Consider the following 18,974-nt stretch of genomic DNA (forward strand, 5'->3'; position numbering starts at 1 on the left):
ATATATGGTATAACATTAAATTATTTAAAAAAGTTTATATCATTTCATTAAAATAGAACCTGCATATATTTAATTAAAACACTATTGCTATAATTTTGTTAGAGATTAACTTGTTGGAAAGCTTAATTAACACTAATTATAGCGGTTAATTTCATTTTTTTAAGATAATATAAGCGGCTATTAAAGTATAAAGAATGCGTATTTATACCACTATTTGAGGTATAAACACTCATGTTTACACATTAAAATATTTCGATATTTGGAATTTAACCAAAAAGGTTTTATTAAAATATACATTGAAAAACACAATTAAAGTATTACTAGCTGAAGATCACACTATTGTGAGAAATGGAATCATTTCATTACTGAATGATGAGACAGACATTGAAATTGTAGCTGATGCAAAAAATGGACAAGAGGTTATAGCGTATCTAAAATCAGGATTAGAGCCAGATGTTATTCTTACCGATATCAATATGCCAGATATGAATGGTATAGAGCTTATCAATGAATTGCGGGCGGATTATCCACAAATTAAAATTTTAATCTTAACGATGATGGAGCATGAAAAATATGTTACCCTATGTTTAGATGCAGGAGCTCATGGTTATTTATTAAAGAATGTTAATATAGCAGAAATTGTTTTTGCTATTAAACAAATTACATCAGGTTATAAATACATCTGTACAGGTATTTCTCTAAATCTATTAGCTCAAACAAATTTAAGAGATATTAACAATGGCTCTAATAATTCCAAATCTGATGTTGAAATTTCGAAGAGAGAGATAGAAATACTTAGCTTAATTGCTCAAGGTTATACAAACAGTGAAATTGCTGATAAGCTTTTTACTAGTAAACGTACTATAGAAGGAAACAGACAAAATTTATTAGAAAAAACAGGAACAAAGAATACGGCTGCCTTAGTAAGTTTTGTTGTTCGTAATAGAATTATCGATTAAAGTTATTTTTTTGAAGAACTTTTTTCTGAACCGTTAACATCTCTGTGTTTTGGTGGATTTTCCATTCTACTTTCTTCTAACTCGGTAAAATCGCCATCTTTTTGATTGGCTACTTCGCCGTGCGAGGATGGTTTTTGATTTTCATCATCGGGTTTAGCAAAGTCTTGTCCCTCTATTATTTTGTCTGATTCTTTTTTAGGATTTTCCATAGTGTTTTCTATTTAAACCTAAAAAGCTAAGCTTTTGTTTTTATCTAAATGTATTTTTCAAATCAGCTAATGGCTTTCGGTAGCTTTCTCCTATCGGAATTCTATTGTCCAGAATTAATATGTAATCTTTAGATATGGAACTGATGTGCGAGTTATTAATCAAATACGAGCGGTGAACTCTATTAAAAACCAAAAAAGGAAGTAATTCGGAAATGTATTTCATAGTCATGTGAACAATAAAATTTTCGGTTAGCGTATGTATCAATAAATAATCCTTTATCGATTGAACAAACAATATATCAGCATGAAAAACTTTAATTAACACACCAGAAACTTTAAAATATGTATAATGCTTTTCTTCTGCGTCTGTAGGAGTTTTAAGCTTTAAGCATTTATCAATGGCTTTTCTAAATCGTTCGTAAGTAATTGGCTTTAGTAAATAATCTACTGCCTCCAACTCATAACTATCAGCAGCGTATTCAGAATATGCTGTTGTAAATATAACTGCCGGAGGATTTTTAAGTGATTTAATAAAATCCAGTCCAGATATTTCGGGCATTTTAATATCCAGCAATATTAAATCTATTGTATTTATATGCAATGCCTCGAAAGCCATTTGAGCATTACTGCATTTACCGCTGAGCTGCAAACCATCAGTCAGATTTATATAGCCCTCTATAATTTCAATGGCTAAAGGCTCATCATCAACAATTAAACAGTTTATCATCCCAATAATAAAGTTAAACGCATTTGATAAACCTTTCCATTATTAATTTGCTCCAAATTATATCGATTAGGATATTGAATATCTAACCTCTTACGCACATTAATTAATCCGATGCCTACAAAGTCGTTAGCTTTCTTCGAAGAAATGCTATTAGATAACTCCATAATTAACTCACTCTCCATTTTACAAATTAGTAGATGAACAAAGCCCTCTTTCGTTTCTTCTTGAACACCATGTTTAAATGCATTTTCTATAAAAGGCAATAAAAGCAAAGGACCAATTTGGCTATAACTATCTATACCTTGAAATTCGAAATCTATTTTTATTAAACATGGATACCTAACTCGCTCTACTTCAATATAATTCTCAATAAAATTAATTTCACTTTCCAATAAAACTAATTTACTTTCTGATTTATACAAAATGTAACGCATCATTTCAGAAAGTTTTGCAACCAATGGTGCTGTATTATCCGATTTTTTTAATGCCAATGCATAAATATTGTTTAATGTATTAAAAAAGAAATGAGGCTGTAATTGAGCTTTCAAATAAGCAAGTTCGGAGATAAGCTTTTGCTCATTTAACACACTCATTTGCTCATCTTGTTGCAGAGAACGAATTAAAAAGGCGAAACCCACAATGGTGAATAGAATACGGTTTAATATATAACTTATTATGAAATACAACTTAGTTTTATTAAAATCCTTTAACGCTCTGGCCTGCATTTCATCAGATAAAAAGCTGAACTTACTAATTGTATAATTCATAATATACTTATCGTATAAATGAGACAGGATAATGAAGAAACAAATGCTGATGATTATTGGAAATATACGCTTTTTAAAAACATATCCTTTTAGAAAAACCCAATAATAAATTGTATAAAATGCGAATGAATAAGTTCCCCAAACTAATCTTGCCTCAACAGATTCTGCAAATCTTAATACATTGTTTTGTTCGTAATAGCTAAACTCTAAATCGCTAATAATCGGGCTTATGAAACAAATAAAAACAAAGAAAATTAACTCGATAACAAAGTATTTTCTGTCAATTTTATTTTTAAAATTAAACATATAAGCAAGTTAAAAATTATTTACCAATGCGAAATTTTGTTTAATCTCATTTCGACTAAAGGCTCTATTTTTTCGACAAAGTTTAAGATTTGATAGCTTGTCGAAATTACAGCCTACTTTATCTAAAATTGAAAAAAGGACAATTTAAAGCACTTAACTTCCATAAAAACTTAACAGATGAAAAAATATTTAATACTAATTTTAATCAAAAGTATTTGCCTAACAGTTGCTTTCGCAAATAACGAAATTAATGATGCTTCAAATTTATTAAAGCTTAGTGCGAGTCGCCTGAACGAGATAAAAACTGTGAGTTACATTTACAAACGAGAAATAAACAACTATAAAAACAATTATTTCGATAAAACTTCAGCTAACTGCTTTATAAATTTTGAAAAAAGTAATGAGGCAAACGCATTTAACTTTCAATTTTCAAATGCCGATGGCTTAACCCAAATATACAATGGCACCGAATATTTTACTTTAGATAAAAAGGATAAAACAATGGAAGTTATTACCAATCCAAGCGCAAAAACTTTCAATAGCCTTTCTAACTGTTATAATTCGATACCTGTTTTAAGAAATATGCTTGGCACATTAGCGATTGACGACTCCGTGAACAAAAGTAAAAAAGACACCGTAATTGAGGGAAAACAATACGATGTTATAAATTTAACACTGCAAAACAAGGCATTAGATTACGTAAAAGGTTACAGAACTTATAGTGTCAATTTTAACACTCTTTATAAACTCATTCTCGATTCGAAAACACATTTACCATATCAAATTATAGAAACAAACAGTTTAGATAAAGATAAATATAGCACGGTAACCACATTCGTAAATCTACAAGTTAATCCATCAGAGCCAGCAGATCTATCATGGTTTTATTCGACCTATTTAAATGTGTATCACCAAAAGAAAAAAGAAAAAAGCTTACCACAAATTATCACCAAACAAACCTTACCCAACTGGAATTTACCAGTTTTAAATTCTGATAAAGATACTACTTTAAGTAAATTCGACTTTAATGAGAAAATAGTTGTGATGGATTTCTGGATAAAAAATTGTGGCCCTTGCATGGAATCATTTCCAAAACTTAAAGCTTTACAAAACAAATATGGGAAAGAAAAATTTCAGCTTCTTACATTAAACAGTTATGATGATAAAAAAGATGTAGAATTCTTTTTTAAACGCGAAAAACCAGCTTATTTAATGCTATATAAAGGACAAGAACTTGCCAAAAAACTAGGTATTAACAGTTATCCAACGGTAGTAATTATTGATAAAGATGGGCAAGTTCTTCAACTTTTTAACGGATTCGATTTTGATGCCATTGATAAAGTTATTGCAACGAATCTTTATAGAAAGAAGTAGACAAAAAAAGGTCTTGATTTACATCAAGACCTTTTCAATTCGATTTAAAATCAATTAAACTTTGATTTCAACTTCAACACCGCTAGGTAATTCAAGTTTCATTAAAGCATCAACTGTTTTAGAGTTAGAGCTATAAATATCTAATAAACGTTTGTAAGCGCATAATTGAAATTGCTCTCTAGCTTTTTTGTTTACGTGTGGAGAACGTAAAACAGTAAAGATTTTTTTCTCTGTAGGAAGTGGAATTGGCCCACTTACAACTGCACCCGTAGGTTTAACAGTTTTTACGATTTTCTCAGCAGATTTATCTACCAAGTTGTAATCGTAAGATTTTAATTTAATTCTGATTCTTTGGCTCATCTTATTTTAATTATGATTCCCTGTTAGAGCTATTAACAACAGGAATCGGATTTATCTTTGTGATTAAGGATGAAGGAACAAGGATTAAAGACTTTGGTGTAAAAACGCTTTATCTTCTATCCTTGCTCTTTGTTCCTTTATCTTAATTAGTCTTCAGATTTTACTCTACCTTTTGATTTAGCAATTACTTCATCCTGTACGTTCTTAGGCGCAGCTTCATAGTGGTCAAATTCCATTGTAGAAGTTGCACGTCCTGAAGTTATAGTACGTAACTGAGTTACATAACCAAACATTTCAGAAAGAGGCACAGTTGCTTTAATTACCTGAGATCCGTTACGTGTATCCATACCTAATAATTGACCACGACGACGGTTCATATCACCGATAACATCACCCATGTTTTCTTCAGGGGTTAAGATTTCGATTTTCATGATTGGCTCCATCAAAGTTGGCTTACATTTAGGTAAAGCTTCGCGATATGCCATACGAGCAGCAAGCTCGAATGATAAAGCATCTGAATCGACTGCGTGGAATGAACCATCAATCAAACGTACTTTCATATCTGGAAGTGGGTAACCTGCTAACACACCATTCGCCATTGCCGCAGCAAATCCTTTTTCTACAGAAGGGATAAATTCACGTGGGATTGAACCACCTGTAATTTCGTTTACGAATTGTAAACCGCCTTTTTCGAAATCAGCATCGATTGGAGAAATAACAACCTGGATATCCGCGAATTTACCACGACCACCTGATTGTTTTTTGTATGTTTCACGGTGTTGAGTTGTACCAAAAATAGCTTCTTTGTAAGCTACTTGTGGTGCACCTTGGTTAACTTCAACTTTAAACTCACGCTTTAAACGGTCAATCAAGATATCTAAGTGAAGCTCACCCATACCAGAGATTACAGTTTGACCAGTTTCTTGATCCGTTTGCACTCTGAATGTTGGATCCTCCTCAGCTAATTTAGCTAAGCCCATACCTAATTTATCAACGTCAGCTTGAGTTTTAGGCTCAATCGCTAAACCGATAACTGGCTCAGGGAAATCCATAGATTCTAAAACGATTGGGTGTTTCTCATCACATAGTGTATCACCAGTTTTGATATCTTTAAATCCAACTACAGCAGCAATATCACCAGCAGCCACGTTTGGAACTGGGTTTTGCTTGTTAGCATGCATTTGGAAGATACGAGAAATACGCTCTTTGTTTTCAGAACGGGCATTATAAATGTAAGAACCCGCTTCTAAGTTACCCGAGTAAACACGGATAAAGCATAAACGGCCTACGAATGGGTCAGTTGCAATTTTAAACGCTAAAGCTGCAAATGGCTCGTTAATGCTTGGTTTTAATAAAACTTCAGCACCAGTATCTGGGTTAGTACCAATTACACCTTCACTATCCATAGGCGACGGCAATAATTCCATCACATAATCAAGCATAGTTTGTACACCTTTGTTTTTGAAAGATGAACCACAAACCATAGGAACGATTTTAGCATCTAAAACAGCTGCACGTAAAGCATCTAAAATTTCACGCTCCGTAATTGAATTTGGGTCTTCGAAGAATTTCTCCATCAAAGTTTCATCATAATCAGCTACTGATTCTAGTAATTTCTCTCTCCACTCAGCAACCTCATCTAACATATCTTCCGGGATAGGCACTTCTGTAAAGGTCATACCTTTATCATGCTCATTCCAAACGATACCACGGTTGTTAATTAAATCAACTACACCTTTAAATCCGTCTTCAGCACCGATAGGTAATTGCAATGGAACTGCATTACTACCTAACATATCTTTAACCTGTTTAACAACTTTTAAGAAGTCAGCTCCAGAACGGTCCATTTTGTTAACGAAACCAATACGAGGAACTGAGTAGTTGTTTGCTAAACGCCAGTTAGTTTCTGATTGAGGCTCAACACCATCAACTGCAGAAAACAAGAACACCAACCCATCTAATACACGTAACGAACGGTTTACCTCTACGGTAAAATCCACGTGTCCTGGTGTATCGATAACGTTTACATGATATTTCTGACCTCTGTAATTCCAGTCAACTGTAGTTGCTGCAGAAGTAATTGTGATACCACGCTCTTGCTCTTGTGCCATCCAGTCCATTGTTGCAGCACCTTCGTGCACTTCACCAATTTTATGACTTACACCAGCATAATAAAGAATACGCTCTGTTGTTGTAGTTTTACCTGCATCAATGTGAGCCGCGATTCCAATATTTCTTGTAAATTTTAAATCTCTTGCCATTATATTTTTTTGTTGATTTATCTGATTTTAAATAATTACACCGATTATGTTAAATAACAAATCGGTGTAATTTATCTAATCAGTATAATCTTCTAATTAAATCTGTGTAATCTTACTAATTTGTAAATAAACTACTAGAAACGGAAGTGAGAGAACGCTTTGTTAGCCTCAGCCATTTTATGCGTATCTTCTTTCTTCTTAACAGCAGCACCTTCACCTTTAGCAGCAGCAACGATTTCGCCAGCTAATTTCTCTTTCATCGTTTTTTCTCCACGACGACGAGCGTATAAAATTAACCATTTCATACCTAGAGCTGTTTTACGTTCTGGTCTAACCTCAGTTGGAACCTGAAAGTTAGCACCACCAACGCGGCGAGATTTAACCTCTACAGCTGGCATAATGTTAGTTAAAGCGCGTTTAAATATCTCTAAACCGTTTTCACCTGCTTTTTTCTCAGCAATTTCAACAGCATCGTAAAAAATAGAATAAGCGATAGATTTTTTTCCATCGTACATCATATTGTTTACAAAACGAGTTACCTGAACATCATTAAATTTTGGATCAGGAAGAATAATTCTCTTTTTTGGTTTTGACTTTCTCATTTCTTATTTCCTCCCGATTATTTTTTCTTTCCTTTTGCAGGCGCCGCAGCTACTTGACCTGGTTTAGGACGTTTTGTACCATATTTAGAACGACGTTGGTTACGACCAGCAACACCTGATGTATCTAATGCACCACGGATGATGTGATAACGTACACCTGGTAAATCTTTAACACGACCACCACGAATCAAAACGATTGAGTGTTCTTGTAAGTTGTGACCTTCTCCAGGAATGTATGCATTAACCTCTTTACCGTTCGTTAAACGAACACGGGCTACTTTACGCATTGCTGAGTTTGGTTTTTTAGGGGTAGTGGTGTACACACGTGTACATACACCTCTTCGCTGTGGACAGCTGTCCAACGCTGGAGACTTACTCTTGAACTCCAGTGCTACTCTACCTTTTCTAACTAATTGTTGAATGGTTGGCATTGTGCTTTTTTAATTTTTTATTTAATTATTTTACCGCTCCCCCGACTTCCTTGCAGATAGCCCATAAAACGGACTGCAAAAGTAGAACAATTATTTCTTAAAATCAAGGGGTTAAGGTAAAAAGTTTTATGTTTTAAGTTATAGGTTTTAAGTTGAGCATTAAGGCGTTGTGAATTTTCTACCATACACATTATGCATTCTTCATGCTGAACTCGTTTCAACATCATAATAAAACCTGCAGATATTTTTTTGAAAAGCAATTTCAGTAGTTCTTTTATTAGGTTCGTCCCCGCTAATGCTTCAAGCGCCGAAGAAAAATCGGCGGCTTTACGCATATATCGGGTTTAGATGGCATAATGCTGCATTAACCACCATCTGCATAGTCCATAATTTTGCAAATAACAAAGAGGCTGCACCTGATGTATGATGCAGCCTCTTCAAGATATTATTATTAGTTATAATTTATTAATGATATAAATTACTGAGTTGGGTTTTGAGTTAATTTTCCAGGATATGAATTAATAGCACTTTGAGGAATATAATATATTACTCTAAAATCAGTAGCTGCAATACTCAAATTTTGATTTTGAGGTCCTGGGTACTGACGACTAAGTGCCTTTCCATTTCGAAATACATCAAAACTACGTTCAGCCTGATAGGCCAATTCCAATTGTCTTTCTTTATCAATTAAGTCTCCAGCATTTGAAGCATTTAAAGATGCGTAACCACCGTTAATAATAGAACGGGTTCTGATGGTATTCAAATCGCTAAGCGCTTCAGTAAATTTCTGTAATTTGGCGTATGCTTCCGCTCTATTTAAATACACCTCACCCAACCTGCTAATCACCGGAGAATGTAAATGCGAATCTTCTCCTTCTCGTGAATCCTTAACAATGTAAAATTGTGGATAAACACGATTTAAGGTTATAAAATAATCAATAAAACCAGTGTACGTTTTTCCGTTTTTATAATTTATGGTATAACTTTCTTGTGCTGCATTTAATGGTGTTAACGTGTATACATCTGTACCTTCAGTGCAAGTAATTGTACCTCCGTTTCTGGTTACAGTTGCCTGTACATAGTTTACCACATTTCCTGCGTCATCCTTAATAAATCTAAACACCTCGGTATAAGCTCCAGCTGCATTTTTCGAATATGTTGGTTCTATAAAGGCAGCTCTGGCATCTACAATTTTATACTTATCTGGTCGCCAATCATTTCTACCTGTTTCATTTAATAAGCCAATGTATTTAGCACTTGCATACATTTCCCCCCAACCCTGTCCTCCAATATTAGCATACATACCTCCAATACCATAATAATGATCAGAACCAGAAAACTCTGATGCTACACGCTTAATTGCAAAAATAGTTTCTCTGTTATTTTCGGGTATTAAAGTGTTGTATTTCATAAACTGATCCCTTGGCAATAAGCTATAAGTAGATGAACTAGCTATTACTTTATTTGCATAATCTATTGATAATTGAGCATTAGCCTGATTAGGATTTTCATACGTACCACTCATATAAAGATAAATTCTTGAGAGCATAGCCTGGGCAGCACCTTTAGAAGCAAATACTGGCCCTTTATTTACAGTAATTAATTCTTCTGCTTTTTTCAAATCAGAAATTGCTTGTTCATAAGTTGCTTTAACCGTAGCTCTATCGGGTAAATTTAAATTGATGACATCCTTCGGTGTACCGTTTACAATAGGCACGCCTAAGTTAGTTTCTGGGCTTTGGTAGTACGGGCGGCCAAAAGCACGAACTAAATAAAAATACATCATTCCTCTAACATAATAGCACTCTCCTAGCTTACTATCAAGTGTGGCATTTTTACCTTGTGGAATTAAGTTGATAATATTTGAAGCTTGTGCAATTGCCTTATAACCACTATCCCAAAAAGTTGTTAATCTCGCATTATTTGGTGTTCTGGCAAAGGATATAAACTCGTAAAATGGATCTGTAGAAGATCCTCTGATCATCATATTATCTCCAGCATATTCGCCTAAGCGATGCATAGGATCTGACCAGGCTTTAAGCTGTGCATATACACCGTTAAGTAATCCATCTATAGATTCTTCTGGATTTTGATTTATCTTTTCAGATTGCAATGATCCGAATGGCTCTCTATCAACCTTACAAGATGATATAGCAATTGTGGCAAAGATGATAACTAATATCTTTTTCATTTTTATTTTATTTAGAATGAAGCATTAAATCCGAACATGAATTTTCTCGACATAGGGTAAACAGATGGTCCTGTAGAAAATAAGACAGCTCCATCAACAGCAGGCAATTCGGGATCTACACCCGAGTATTTCGTTAAAACAAACAAGTTCTCTCCAGATAAAAACACCCTTAAATTCCTTACTTTATATTTTTTCAAATCGAAACTATAACCCAATGCTAGTGAACGCATTCTGAAAAAGTCGCTACTTTCTAAATAACGTGAAGACATAGAGTTACCTTTATCCTGATTATTATATCGGGCCACAGGATGGGTTGCAATATCACCAGGTTTCTGCCATCTGCTCCAACCATCAACTAACTTCATCTGATTTCTATCCGTGTAAGCTCCGTCTGAATCGTACTCCTGACGTGAGTAATTGTAAATTTTTCCACCTATCGAATATCCAAATACTGCATTTAAATCAAATTTTTTCCAGGTTAGAGCAGTATTAATACCACCAAAGAAATCGGGTGAAGCATTTGATAACTTTTCTTGAGTAGCTTGCGCATAGGTAGAAGTTGTTGTTCTGGCTGTTTCATTACCATTTGCATCTCTTGTTACTTTATACCATTGAGGTAAACCATTATCTGGATTAACCCCTGCCCATTCTGGCATGTAATAAGTATCAACAGGCAAACCAACTTCTAGTATTCGAGTTGCAGAGCCAGCTATACCTAAACCATCATCTACAATTATTGGTTTCGCTGTATATGTGCCGTCTAAATTTCTGGTTTTGTAGATATCGGTGAGCTTATTAACGTTGTGACCTAAGTTCATATCCAGGCTCCATGTTAACTCGTTAGTGCGAATAATATCACCTCCTAGCGCTATCTCTATACCTTGGTTTCTCATTTCGCCAACATTCTGGTATAATCTGGTTACTCCTGTTAAACCCGAAATAGGTACATTGTAAAGAATATTATTGGTATTCTTTATATAAAAATCTAGGTTCAATCTAAGTCTGTTATCAAATGCCGCAGCGTCTAAACCTAATCCACTGGTATAAGTTTCTTCCCAAGTTAGGTTTTCATTTCCAAGTTGACTAATCAAAAGCCCGGGAACACCATTATAACTAGCTGCTGGATTTACAGCGTATAAATCGAATTGAGGATACAACGAACTTGGGCGGTTTCCTACGGTACCAACAGAAGCTCTAAGTTTTAAGTTATTAATATACTTAGCTTTAAACCAATTTTCGCGGTGAATATTCCAACCGGCACCAACTGAAAAGAAGTTTCCATATTTTTTACCAAAATTCGAGGCACCATCTCTACGAAATGATACCTGCGCCAAGTATTTATCATTATAAGAATAATTAGTTTTAAAGAGCAAAGATTGTACTGCCCATTCGCTAATCCCTCCTTTAGTTCGTTCAGGCTTAGATACAACATCCAGCACCTCAAATCCTGGTATTAATCCAGTCCCGTAGACATCTAATGATTTGCTTGTGTAATCGTTAAATTCATAACCTGCAACAGAATTTAAACTATGCTTTCCCCAAGAATTGTTATAAGTTAAAAGTTGGTTCGTGTAACGACGCGTGTATTCCTCTTTGTATTCAGTAATACGACCATTTACGCTTAACCCTCCATTCGAACGCGGATCTGTATAACTACTTGCAGAATAGGTATTAAACCTATAATTGTTAACAGAAGAAAAAGTTAAATTATTTGTTAATTTGATATCAAAATCAAAATTACCCATTAATTCATAATTCGTATTTGCAGCTTTGTTCCATTGTAAATCATAGAGATAATTAGTAGATACGCTATTTACCCAGGCACTTGAACGATGAGGAACTAAATTTCCATTGGCATCATAAGGACTATCCCACGGTAAATTCGAATATATTGAAGTTACAGAATATTGTTTGTCGGTAACGCCACGGCGAGCTCCAACCAAAGACGGCTTAATGGTAAGCCAGCTGAAAGGTTTGTAAACAGTATTGAACCTAAAATTATAACGTTCATAATCATATCCTTTTATAGCTCCAGATTCGTCGTAGAAACCAATAGACAGCATTGATTGTAGCTTTTCTGTTCCTCCTTGAAAAGTGACATTATGATTTTGATTAAAACCTTCTTTGGTTGCTAAATCCCACCAATCGAAATTACTGTTGCGTAAATCTGGTTTCCACCTAGGAAAACTAATGGTATTTGCATTAGCAAAAGAAGAAAAATAATCATACAATTCAGCACCATTCATTACTTGAAGATTACCATTAGTAAGTTGTGTTAAACCTACTCTCGAAGATACATCGATTGTCATTTGCCCAGATTTGGCTCTTTTTGTACTCACGATGATTACACCGTTTGCACCCTGAGAACCGTAAATTGCAGTTGATGCCGCATCCTTTAATACAGTAAGGCTTTCAATATCTTCTGGATTTAAGTCTCCAGGACTGGAGCCAATAATTACACCATCAATTACCCATAGTGGGCTAGTTGTTCCGCCTAAAGTGGCTTGCCCTCGAATAATAACCGCACCTGCTGAACCCGGCCTTCCTGAACCTGGCGCAACAAATAAACCAGGAGCTTTACCTGCAAGCAGATTTTGTACATTCGGCGAAGTAATGTTTTGTAATGCACTGCCTTTAATAGTACTTAATGCTCCTGTTAAACTTTCTCTTTTTTGAACACCATAGCCAACAACAACAACTTCGTTCAATGACTCTGTTGATTCTGAAAGGGTAATATCTCCCAAAGATTGGCTTGTAATCGTAATTTCTTTTGGAGTGAAGCCAACGTAGCTAATTATTAAGACTTCACCTATTTTTGCTTCTATATTAAAGAAACCTGAAGAATTAGCTGATGAAACGCGGGTGGTACCTTTAACTTTTATGGAGACACTTGGAATAGATCCGCCATCTGCACCCTTAACCGTTCCGGTTATGGGTAGATTTTGTGCTTTGACTAAAATAGCAAAAGCACTTAGAAAAAATAATAGTAATAACTTTTTCATTATCGAATTGTGGTTTAAATGGTTAGTTTGTTTTGGAATTGAGACTAATAGTTGAGTTACATTACAGCATAGTACAGTTGATTAGTTAGTTAGAATTAAGCTTATCTGTTAATTAATAGGTCTTTGCAAACCTTAATTAAATTCTAAATTATATGATTGAAAACATTAAAAACTAACAAACTCTACGCAAACGTTTGACCGATTAAGGGGTATTTATAAAAAATAGAAAATCAATCTTGATTAAATTATTTAGAATTCAGTATTTTTTGTAGAATGACGGATTTTAACCTTTGTTAGATAGATTTTTTCTATACCGCAACTGATTATCAGACTCGAATAAGCTTCTTTTTTATAGCTTTTGAATGCCAAATAAATCGAAACTGATTTTTAACAATCGTTTGCGTTAAAATTTGTTAAAGTTTTCTTAGTTCTTATGCCAGAAAAAGAATTCATTTAAAGCTTATATGTTTAGTAATAACTAATTTATAGCCATATCAAGCCTAAGCTAAAAGAATACTAGTATAGAGAAATAAGTATTGCTGAGTACGATACCAGTTATATTGACTTTTAAATCGATTTATACATTTAGGATTGTAGAATTTCGAACAAAATTTTTGAATTTAGTAGATACGCTATAATTGAATTTGAAGAAAGCATTGTAAAATTGATACCGAATCAAAATTGATTTTGAAGTATTCCTAGCAGAATAATATTTTGAGCGGTCGTCATTCACGTGAAAACGGGAATCGTAAAGCGATAGAAAGGTTATGAAATAAAAGCCTATTAAAGAATAAGATGCCCAGTCAAGCTGGGCATGACGATACCACCAAATTAAATTCTTTTACAATAGCAGATTTTTTTTATTGTGATACAGCCTAAACATAGCTAACAGTTTCTTAATTAACCGTACTCCTTGGATTACTTCTTTCCTTGCTTGCTCCTACCTTGCTAATTTTATAGTTTAACGAAACATAAAAATATCTTGTAATGGTATTAAAGCGTATATCTTCAATCCTGCTTCCGTTTATTGTTCTATCGATATTTGTGTTTTGATTTAGAATGTCAAAGCCCTTTAAAGCTAAAGTTATTCTTCGCTGCATAAAATATTGCTCAACACTAGTATTTAATAAAAACACGTTGTTATTAAATCCATCAGCTCTGCCGGCTGTGCCATTATGTTGTAGCTCGGCATTAAGTCTGGTATTTTTAATAAACTCGTAACTTAAATTTGTACTGTTAGAAAAATTGAAATATTTATTATCTAATGCGCTTGGCAACGAATTATTTACTTTGCTATATTGAACCCCCACGTAAATCCCTGCATTTATTTTATCATCAATATCATAACTCAAATTAGCATTTGGCCCAACATTATATCTATTGGTTATATTTTTATCAGCATTGATAAATGATGAAGTGTGAGAAACAAACAAACTAAGACCGTAACCCATTCTCATTCCTTTTAACTTTAAAGGCTGCCCGAAATAGGTGCCCGTATTGATGTAATAATTTCCATCAACATTTACCGGTTGTACATACTGAACGCCATTTATATAATTAATGCTGTTGCCGATGTCATCCAAAGCATAATTAATAAGAAAATAACCATTCCAGTATTTATTGTTATCGGGACTAAATGTGTTAAAGTTAACCGACAAACGATGGCTTTTCCTTGCTTCTAAATTTGGATTACCAATGCGTTGATATAGCGGGTTGCTATTATTCTGAACAGGTTGTAAATCGTTAACTGATGGAAGATTTACATTCGCATTGTAGTTTAATTGCAGGGTTTGCTTTGTTTTACTTCTAAAATTTATGCTTAACCGAGGAAGAATATTGTAATACCTCCGTTCTATATTATTTGTATTTACACCAGCGTTACTGAATGTAGAAGCATCTAAACCAGTTTCCTGAAAGCCCAAACCTAAATTGTATGTCCATTCTGTTCGATTGTAGATTAAACCTAAACGAGCTGTTTGCGACCATGTTTTATTTTCAAGGGTGTTAGAAAAATCGGGAACTACGGTGTTGTAAGTATTCGTTAGTGGATTGTAATTAAAAGTGATTTGCTGCGCATCTACAAATCCATTATTGCTTAAGTAGGCAATATTTCCACTAAATTTCTTGTTAAACAGCGGACGAATATAGTTAACCGCAATACTGTAATTTTTAGATTGATTCTCTTGCTCGGTTTGCTGATTTAAATCGGTTATATCTACACCAGTACTATTATAAGTATTAATTAATGACTTATTTAACCAATTTGAATTAAAAGTATTCTGCGTTCCGTTTAATCCAATAATTATAGATCCTTTTCTTAAACGACGGGTAGCCGATAATTCTCCAAAAAAAGCTGGTGTTGAATTATCCTGATTAAGATATTGATTTCCATCGTTTACTTTTCCTGTTAAATCAAATGCAGACTTGAAAATTCTGTTATTAATGTTTGTAGTATAATTGAGAATTGCATTCGAACGGAAAGCCAAATCGGTTAACGAATCGGGATGAAATTCTAACTTGAAGTTAAAGCGATGTGCCTGGTTATCAGAATTTCGGTCAGAAGCTTCGTCTGTTCTCAAAACATCATTTTGATTAATATCCTGAACATTAGAAAGTTTATTACCCAAACCCTTACTGAAATAGGTGAAATAGCTGCTGCTTAAAGAAAGTTTATCTTTCAATCCCCAGCTGTTACTATAATTTAAACCACCACTATTTGTAGTTACCTCGCCCATTGCACTGTTATCGAAAACGCCAGAACCACCAATAGTTGTTCGCCCGTTATTTACATTTATAGAAAAGCCACCACCTCCTGGTGGCGCAAAAATATTACCAAGGTTACCACCAGTAAAACTGCTTAAATCTTCATATTGAAAACTAGCGTTACTTACATTATTGCTCATGCCCAAAACAGCAAACTGCATTTTCTTTTTAAAATGATTTGCACTTAAATAGGCACTGTATCTATCGGTTGTGCCGCCAGATAAGTTTGCATTTCCAAACCAGCCGTTCTTTTTATCTTCTTTGATGGTCAGATTCAGAACTTTTTCACGTTGGCCATCATCAATTCCAGTGGCTTTTGCTTCGAGTGTTTTACTATCTATTAATTGCACTTTAGCAATTACATCAGCTGGCAAATTTTTTGTAGCCGTTTTAGGGTCAGTGCCAAAAAAATCCTTACCATCAACAGTTAAACGAGTAACTTTTTGCCCCTGCACTAAAATGCTCCCATCTTTATCAATGGTAACGCCAGGCAATTTTTTTAGTAAATCCTCTACCGCTGCATTAGGTTGGGTTTTATAGGCATCTGCATTAAATTCTACTGTATCCTTTTTTATTGTTGCAGTTGCAAGCTTGCCATTAACCGATACATCTTTAAGCGCTATGGCATCTTCCTTTATTTTTATGATACCTAAATCTATCGTTTTATTTTTTACGCTGACCTCCTTAATTATTGGCGTATAACCTATAACAGATATTTTTATTTTATAATCTCCATTTGCTACATTTTTAAAAGAAAATACCCCAGCTGCATTAGATACAACGCCAACTTTTTTTGTTGAATCTGGTTTACCCGATAAAATTACACCAGCATATTCTACTGGTTGATTCGTTTTAGCTTCCAAAATTTTACCACTTATTTCAACACTTTGCTGTGCGAAGACTTTCGTAGATAATATACACAGAATAGCAAATAAATAGGTTTTCATAAATAAATTTTAGTCTTTTTGTTTGGTTTGTGGTTAGTATTCGAATTTCACTAACAACTACAAGACACAAAAAAACTTAAAGTGTGACAAGAAATTCGATTTTTTTTCAAAAAAAGAAAACCCCAGCATGGCCGGAGTTCAATGTATGCTCTTAAGTTTCTAATTAAAGAATTAATGAACTAAGGCAAATCAAATTCGAAATTATACTTTAATTTTTTACCGCTTAAAATATGTTCATCAATAATTTTCCCATCTATCAAAACTTTATATTCACCCTTAACCTTATCACCTTTGGTAACCAAGCTAAACTTTATGTGTTTACCCGCTTTAACCGTAATTGTTTTATCCCAACTTTTAATGGTTTCTTTCAAATTTTCGATTTCGCCTACTTCGTTAGTAAAACTAACTTTACTAACAAAAGCATTGTTAAAACTAGCTTGATAAGTAATTTGATAGCTTTCTTTTAAAGGCGCATCAATTTTTCCTCTGCTAACAGAATGAATAGATAAAGAACAGCTGCTAAGAAATAGCAACATTAACAAATAGATTAGGTAGTTTTTCATTTTAGGGTTTATGATTGATATAAACCTATGACGATAAGAAAAACAAAAGCGTTGCAAGCAAATTCAATTATTTACTAAAAGTATCAACATATAAATCTTCCACCTTTTTACGTGCCCAATCCATTCTGCGTAAAAACTTTAAGCTCGATTTAATGCTCTGGTTATTATTAAAGCAATCTATTCTAATAAGCGACCCTAATTTCTCCCAACCATAATGAAGCTGAAGTTCTGTTACTATTTTTTCAAGTGTAATACCGTGTAAAGGATTATTTTTTTGCTCGCTCATGCTACAAAGTTAAATCATTTATTTTTTATTGGGATTATATTCTGCCATCCAAACTGTAGCGCCTGTGTAATCTGGATCATCTTGTACATAATTTAAAACTTCAAAATGATGCAGTTTCAGAAGCTCAATGTATTCAGCTGTATCAAGCGATGCATGAAAAAGATTTTCGCCTCCATTAATTCCCCATGCCTCTCCTCTTTCTGTACCAGAAGTGAAAAGTAAAATGCCTTTCGGTCTAAGATGAGCTTCAAAAATTTCGAACATCTTAGGTTGATCATTAGCTGGTAAATGAAAAAAGCTATTCCAGGCAATAATTGCACTAAACTTTCTATCCAAAGAAAGTTTTCGCATATCTTCTAAAACAAATTCTGTTTCAGGGAAATTGTTTTTGGCAATATTTAGTATTTCTGTGCTTGCATCAACACCAACTACATTTAAATTCTTGGTTAGTAAATATTCTAAAATTGGTTTACCAGTACCACAACCAACATCAAGAACGCTAGCATTTCCGCCAATTTTTAATATCAGTTCATCAAGATATTTTTTTTCTGTTAAGCCTGCGTATCTATTTTCCGCAAACCAACCTGCTATCTTATTATATACTTTATAAATATCTTTACGTTCACCTTCTTTCATTTTTAAATTAAAATTTCACAGCAGTTGCATCAATTTCAATTAGCATTCCATCTAAAGCCAGCCTCTGAACAGGTATTAACGTGTTGACTGGAAACTTTAAATCTGGCCAAATTTTAGTCGATTCTTCTATTAAAACCTTATGTTTTTCATCATCATAATTTACAACTAAGGTGGTTAATTTTGCAATATTTTCCATTTTTAAGCCTTTACTTGATAAGGCAATTTTGATATTCTCGAATACAATTTTAACCTGCGTTCTAAAATCTTAACTCAAAATGCCATCGATTTTACTTCCTCCCTGCCCTGCTACAAAAACCAGCAAATCGTTCGCCGAAACTGAGGCAACGTGAGAATAGCTATGAGGTTTAGGATCGTAAATTCCTTCTGGATTAGTAATTTCTAATGATTGATGATTGCTCATAATTTAAGTTGGTTTTGCGCTAAAATATAAATTAATAAGAAATCAAATGTTTAGCTTTTGCAATAAAAAAAGGGGCCGTATCATAATTTAATTTTATGATACGGCCCCCTTTTTTTTTGCTTTGTATTTTACGTCTTTGTCCCTTGGCTATTTCGGTTTCAGCAATCGA

General features: G+C 33.9%; 17 protein-coding genes and 1 pseudogene. 2 read left to right on the forward strand and 16 right to left on the reverse strand.

Annotated elements, in window-relative coordinates:
- Nucleotides 1-296 precede the first annotated feature (296 nt).
- Nucleotides 297-959, forward strand: coding sequence for a response regulator (locus ACFOUY_RS17020; protein WP_378962402.1), 663 nt, complete (start codon nucleotides 297-299; stop codon nucleotides 957-959).
- A gap of 2 nt (nucleotides 960-961) precedes the next feature.
- On the opposite strand, the gene ACFOUY_RS17025 is transcribed toward ACFOUY_RS17020, so the two are convergent.
- From ACFOUY_RS17025 to ACFOUY_RS17035, 3 genes are read right to left on the reverse strand one after another with little or no spacing between them, the layout of a single operon-like run.
- Complete coding sequence (locus tag ACFOUY_RS17025; protein WP_378962403.1) at nucleotides 962-1,168, reverse strand: hypothetical protein; 207 nt, start codon at nucleotides 1,166-1,168, stop codon at nucleotides 962-964.
- Nucleotides 1,169-1,208: 40 nt separating this feature from the next.
- Nucleotides 1,209-1,895, reverse strand: coding sequence for a LytR/AlgR family response regulator transcription factor (locus ACFOUY_RS17030; RefSeq protein ID WP_378962404.1), 687 nt, complete (start codon nucleotides 1,893-1,895; stop codon nucleotides 1,209-1,211).
- Nucleotides 1,892-2,968: a sensor histidine kinase gene (locus ACFOUY_RS17035; protein ID WP_378962405.1), complete on the reverse strand. Its 1,077-nt coding sequence runs from the start codon at nucleotides 2,966-2,968 to the stop codon at nucleotides 1,892-1,894. The genes ACFOUY_RS17030 and ACFOUY_RS17035 overlap by 4 nt, the downstream gene beginning before the upstream one ends.
- 177 nt (nucleotides 2,969-3,145) lie before the next feature.
- Between ACFOUY_RS17035 and ACFOUY_RS17040 the strand changes: the two genes are divergently transcribed.
- Entirely contained in the window at nucleotides 3,146-4,342 is a 1,197-nt protein-coding gene (locus ACFOUY_RS17040) for a TlpA family protein disulfide reductase (RefSeq protein WP_378962407.1), read from the forward strand.
- Between the two features lie 54 nt (nucleotides 4,343-4,396).
- Here the strand turns inward: ACFOUY_RS17040 and rpsJ are convergent, their stop codons facing one another.
- The 13 genes and pseudogenes from rpsJ to ACFOUY_RS17105 form a co-directional block, all read right to left on the reverse strand.
- Entirely contained in the window at nucleotides 4,397-4,702 is a 306-nt protein-coding gene (rpsJ, locus tag ACFOUY_RS17045) for a 30S ribosomal protein S10 (protein ID WP_008244591.1), read from the reverse strand.
- A gap of 146 nt (nucleotides 4,703-4,848) precedes the next feature.
- Entirely contained in the window at nucleotides 4,849-6,963 is a 2,115-nt protein-coding gene (gene fusA / locus ACFOUY_RS17050; protein WP_378962408.1) for an elongation factor G, read from the reverse strand.
- 134 nt (nucleotides 6,964-7,097) lie between these two features.
- Entirely contained in the window at nucleotides 7,098-7,565 is a 468-nt protein-coding gene (rpsG, locus tag ACFOUY_RS17055) for a 30S ribosomal protein S7 (protein ID WP_056097505.1), read from the reverse strand.
- Nucleotides 7,566-7,582: 17 nt separating this feature from the next.
- Nucleotides 7,583-7,996 (reverse strand): 30S ribosomal protein S12, encoded by a 414-nt coding sequence (rpsL, locus tag ACFOUY_RS17060; protein ID WP_012780770.1) that lies wholly within the window; start codon nucleotides 7,994-7,996, stop codon nucleotides 7,583-7,585.
- 17 nt (nucleotides 7,997-8,013) lie between these two features.
- Nucleotides 8,014-8,331 (reverse strand): hypothetical protein, encoded by a 318-nt coding sequence (locus ACFOUY_RS17065; RefSeq protein WP_378962409.1) that lies wholly within the window; start codon nucleotides 8,329-8,331, stop codon nucleotides 8,014-8,016.
- A 143-nt stretch (nucleotides 8,332-8,474) separates the two neighbouring features.
- Nucleotides 8,475-10,187 carry a RagB/SusD family nutrient uptake outer membrane protein gene (locus ACFOUY_RS17070; protein WP_378962410.1) on the reverse strand — a complete coding sequence of 571 codons (1,713 nt, stop codon included), beginning with the start codon at nucleotides 10,185-10,187 and terminating at the stop codon, nucleotides 8,475-8,477.
- Between the two features lie 11 nt (nucleotides 10,188-10,198).
- The gene (locus ACFOUY_RS17075; RefSeq protein ID WP_378962411.1) at nucleotides 10,199-13,189 is read right to left on the reverse strand and encodes a SusC/RagA family TonB-linked outer membrane protein; all 2,991 of its coding nucleotides are present in this window, start codon (nucleotides 13,187-13,189) and stop codon (nucleotides 10,199-10,201) included.
- Between the two features lie 896 nt (nucleotides 13,190-14,085).
- Complete coding sequence (locus tag ACFOUY_RS17080; protein WP_378962412.1) at nucleotides 14,086-16,899, reverse strand: TonB-dependent receptor; 2,814 nt, start codon at nucleotides 16,897-16,899, stop codon at nucleotides 14,086-14,088.
- A gap of 179 nt (nucleotides 16,900-17,078) precedes the next feature.
- Entirely contained in the window at nucleotides 17,079-17,462 is a 384-nt protein-coding gene (locus tag ACFOUY_RS17085; protein ID WP_378962413.1) for a hypothetical protein, read from the reverse strand.
- A 67-nt stretch (nucleotides 17,463-17,529) separates the two neighbouring features.
- Nucleotides 17,530-17,748 (reverse strand): VF530 family protein, encoded by a 219-nt coding sequence (locus tag ACFOUY_RS17090; protein WP_378962414.1) that lies wholly within the window; start codon nucleotides 17,746-17,748, stop codon nucleotides 17,530-17,532.
- An 18-nt stretch (nucleotides 17,749-17,766) separates the two neighbouring features.
- A complete protein-coding gene (locus ACFOUY_RS17095; RefSeq protein ID WP_378962415.1) occupies nucleotides 17,767-18,384 on the reverse strand; it encodes a class I SAM-dependent methyltransferase in 618 nt (205 codons plus the stop codon).
- 7 nt (nucleotides 18,385-18,391) lie between these two features.
- Nucleotides 18,392-18,637, reverse strand: a pseudogene (locus ACFOUY_RS17100) (RidA family protein); the annotation flags it as partial.
- Between the two features lie 12 nt (nucleotides 18,638-18,649).
- On the reverse strand, nucleotides 18,650-18,805 hold the full coding sequence (locus ACFOUY_RS17105; RefSeq protein WP_378962417.1) for a hypothetical protein: 156 nt from the start codon (nucleotides 18,803-18,805) through the stop codon (nucleotides 18,650-18,652).
- Nucleotides 18,806-18,974 lie beyond the last annotated feature (169 nt).

Source organism: Pedobacter jamesrossensis (genome assembly GCF_042650905.1).
In the GTDB taxonomy this organism is placed as follows: Bacteria; Bacteroidota; Bacteroidia; order Sphingobacteriales; family Sphingobacteriaceae; genus Pedobacter; species Pedobacter jamesrossensis.

Bases quoted from the DNA above. Each gene is read 5' to 3' on its own strand.
- ACFOUY_RS17025 (WP_378962403.1), bottom strand. From the start codon at position 1,168: ATGGAAAATCCTAAAAAAGAATCAGACAAAATAATAGAGGGACAAGAC.
- ACFOUY_RS17030 (WP_378962404.1), bottom strand. From the start codon at position 1,895: ATGATAAACTGTTTAATTGTTGATGATGAGCCTTTAGCCATTGAAATT.
- ACFOUY_RS17035 (WP_378962405.1), bottom strand. From the start codon at position 2,968: ATGTTTAATTTTAAAAATAAAATTGACAGAAAATACTTTGTTATCGAG.
- ACFOUY_RS17040 (WP_378962407.1), top strand. From the start codon at position 3,146: ATGAAAAAATATTTAATACTAATTTTAATCAAAAGTATTTGCCTAACA.
- rpsJ (WP_008244591.1), bottom strand. From the start codon at position 4,702: ATGAGCCAAAGAATCAGAATTAAATTAAAATCTTACGATTACAACTTG.
- fusA (WP_378962408.1), bottom strand. From the start codon at position 6,963: ATGGCAAGAGATTTAAAATTTACAAGAAATATTGGAATCGCGGCTCAC.
- rpsG (WP_056097505.1), bottom strand. From the start codon at position 7,565: ATGAGAAAGTCAAAACCAAAAAAGAGAATTATTCTTCCTGATCCAAAA.
- rpsL (WP_012780770.1), bottom strand. From the start codon at position 7,996: ATGCCAACCATTCAACAATTAGTTAGAAAAGGTAGAGTAGCACTGGAG.
- ACFOUY_RS17065 (WP_378962409.1), bottom strand. From the start codon at position 8,331: ATGCGTAAAGCCGCCGATTTTTCTTCGGCGCTTGAAGCATTAGCGGGG.
- ACFOUY_RS17070 (WP_378962410.1), bottom strand. From the start codon at position 10,187: ATGAAAAAGATATTAGTTATCATCTTTGCCACAATTGCTATATCATCT.
- ACFOUY_RS17075 (WP_378962411.1), bottom strand. From the start codon at position 13,189: ATGAAAAAGTTATTACTATTATTTTTTCTAAGTGCTTTTGCTATTTTA.
- ACFOUY_RS17080 (WP_378962412.1), bottom strand. From the start codon at position 16,899: ATGAAAACCTATTTATTTGCTATTCTGTGTATATTATCTACGAAAGTC.
- ACFOUY_RS17085 (WP_378962413.1), bottom strand. From the start codon at position 17,462: ATGAAAAACTACCTAATCTATTTGTTAATGTTGCTATTTCTTAGCAGC.
- ACFOUY_RS17090 (WP_378962414.1), bottom strand. From the start codon at position 17,748: ATGAGCGAGCAAAAAAATAATCCTTTACACGGTATTACACTTGAAAAA.
- ACFOUY_RS17095 (WP_378962415.1), bottom strand. From the start codon at position 18,384: ATGAAAGAAGGTGAACGTAAAGATATTTATAAAGTATATAATAAGATA.
- ACFOUY_RS17105 (WP_378962417.1), bottom strand. From the start codon at position 18,805: ATGAGCAATCATCAATCATTAGAAATTACTAATCCAGAAGGAATTTAC.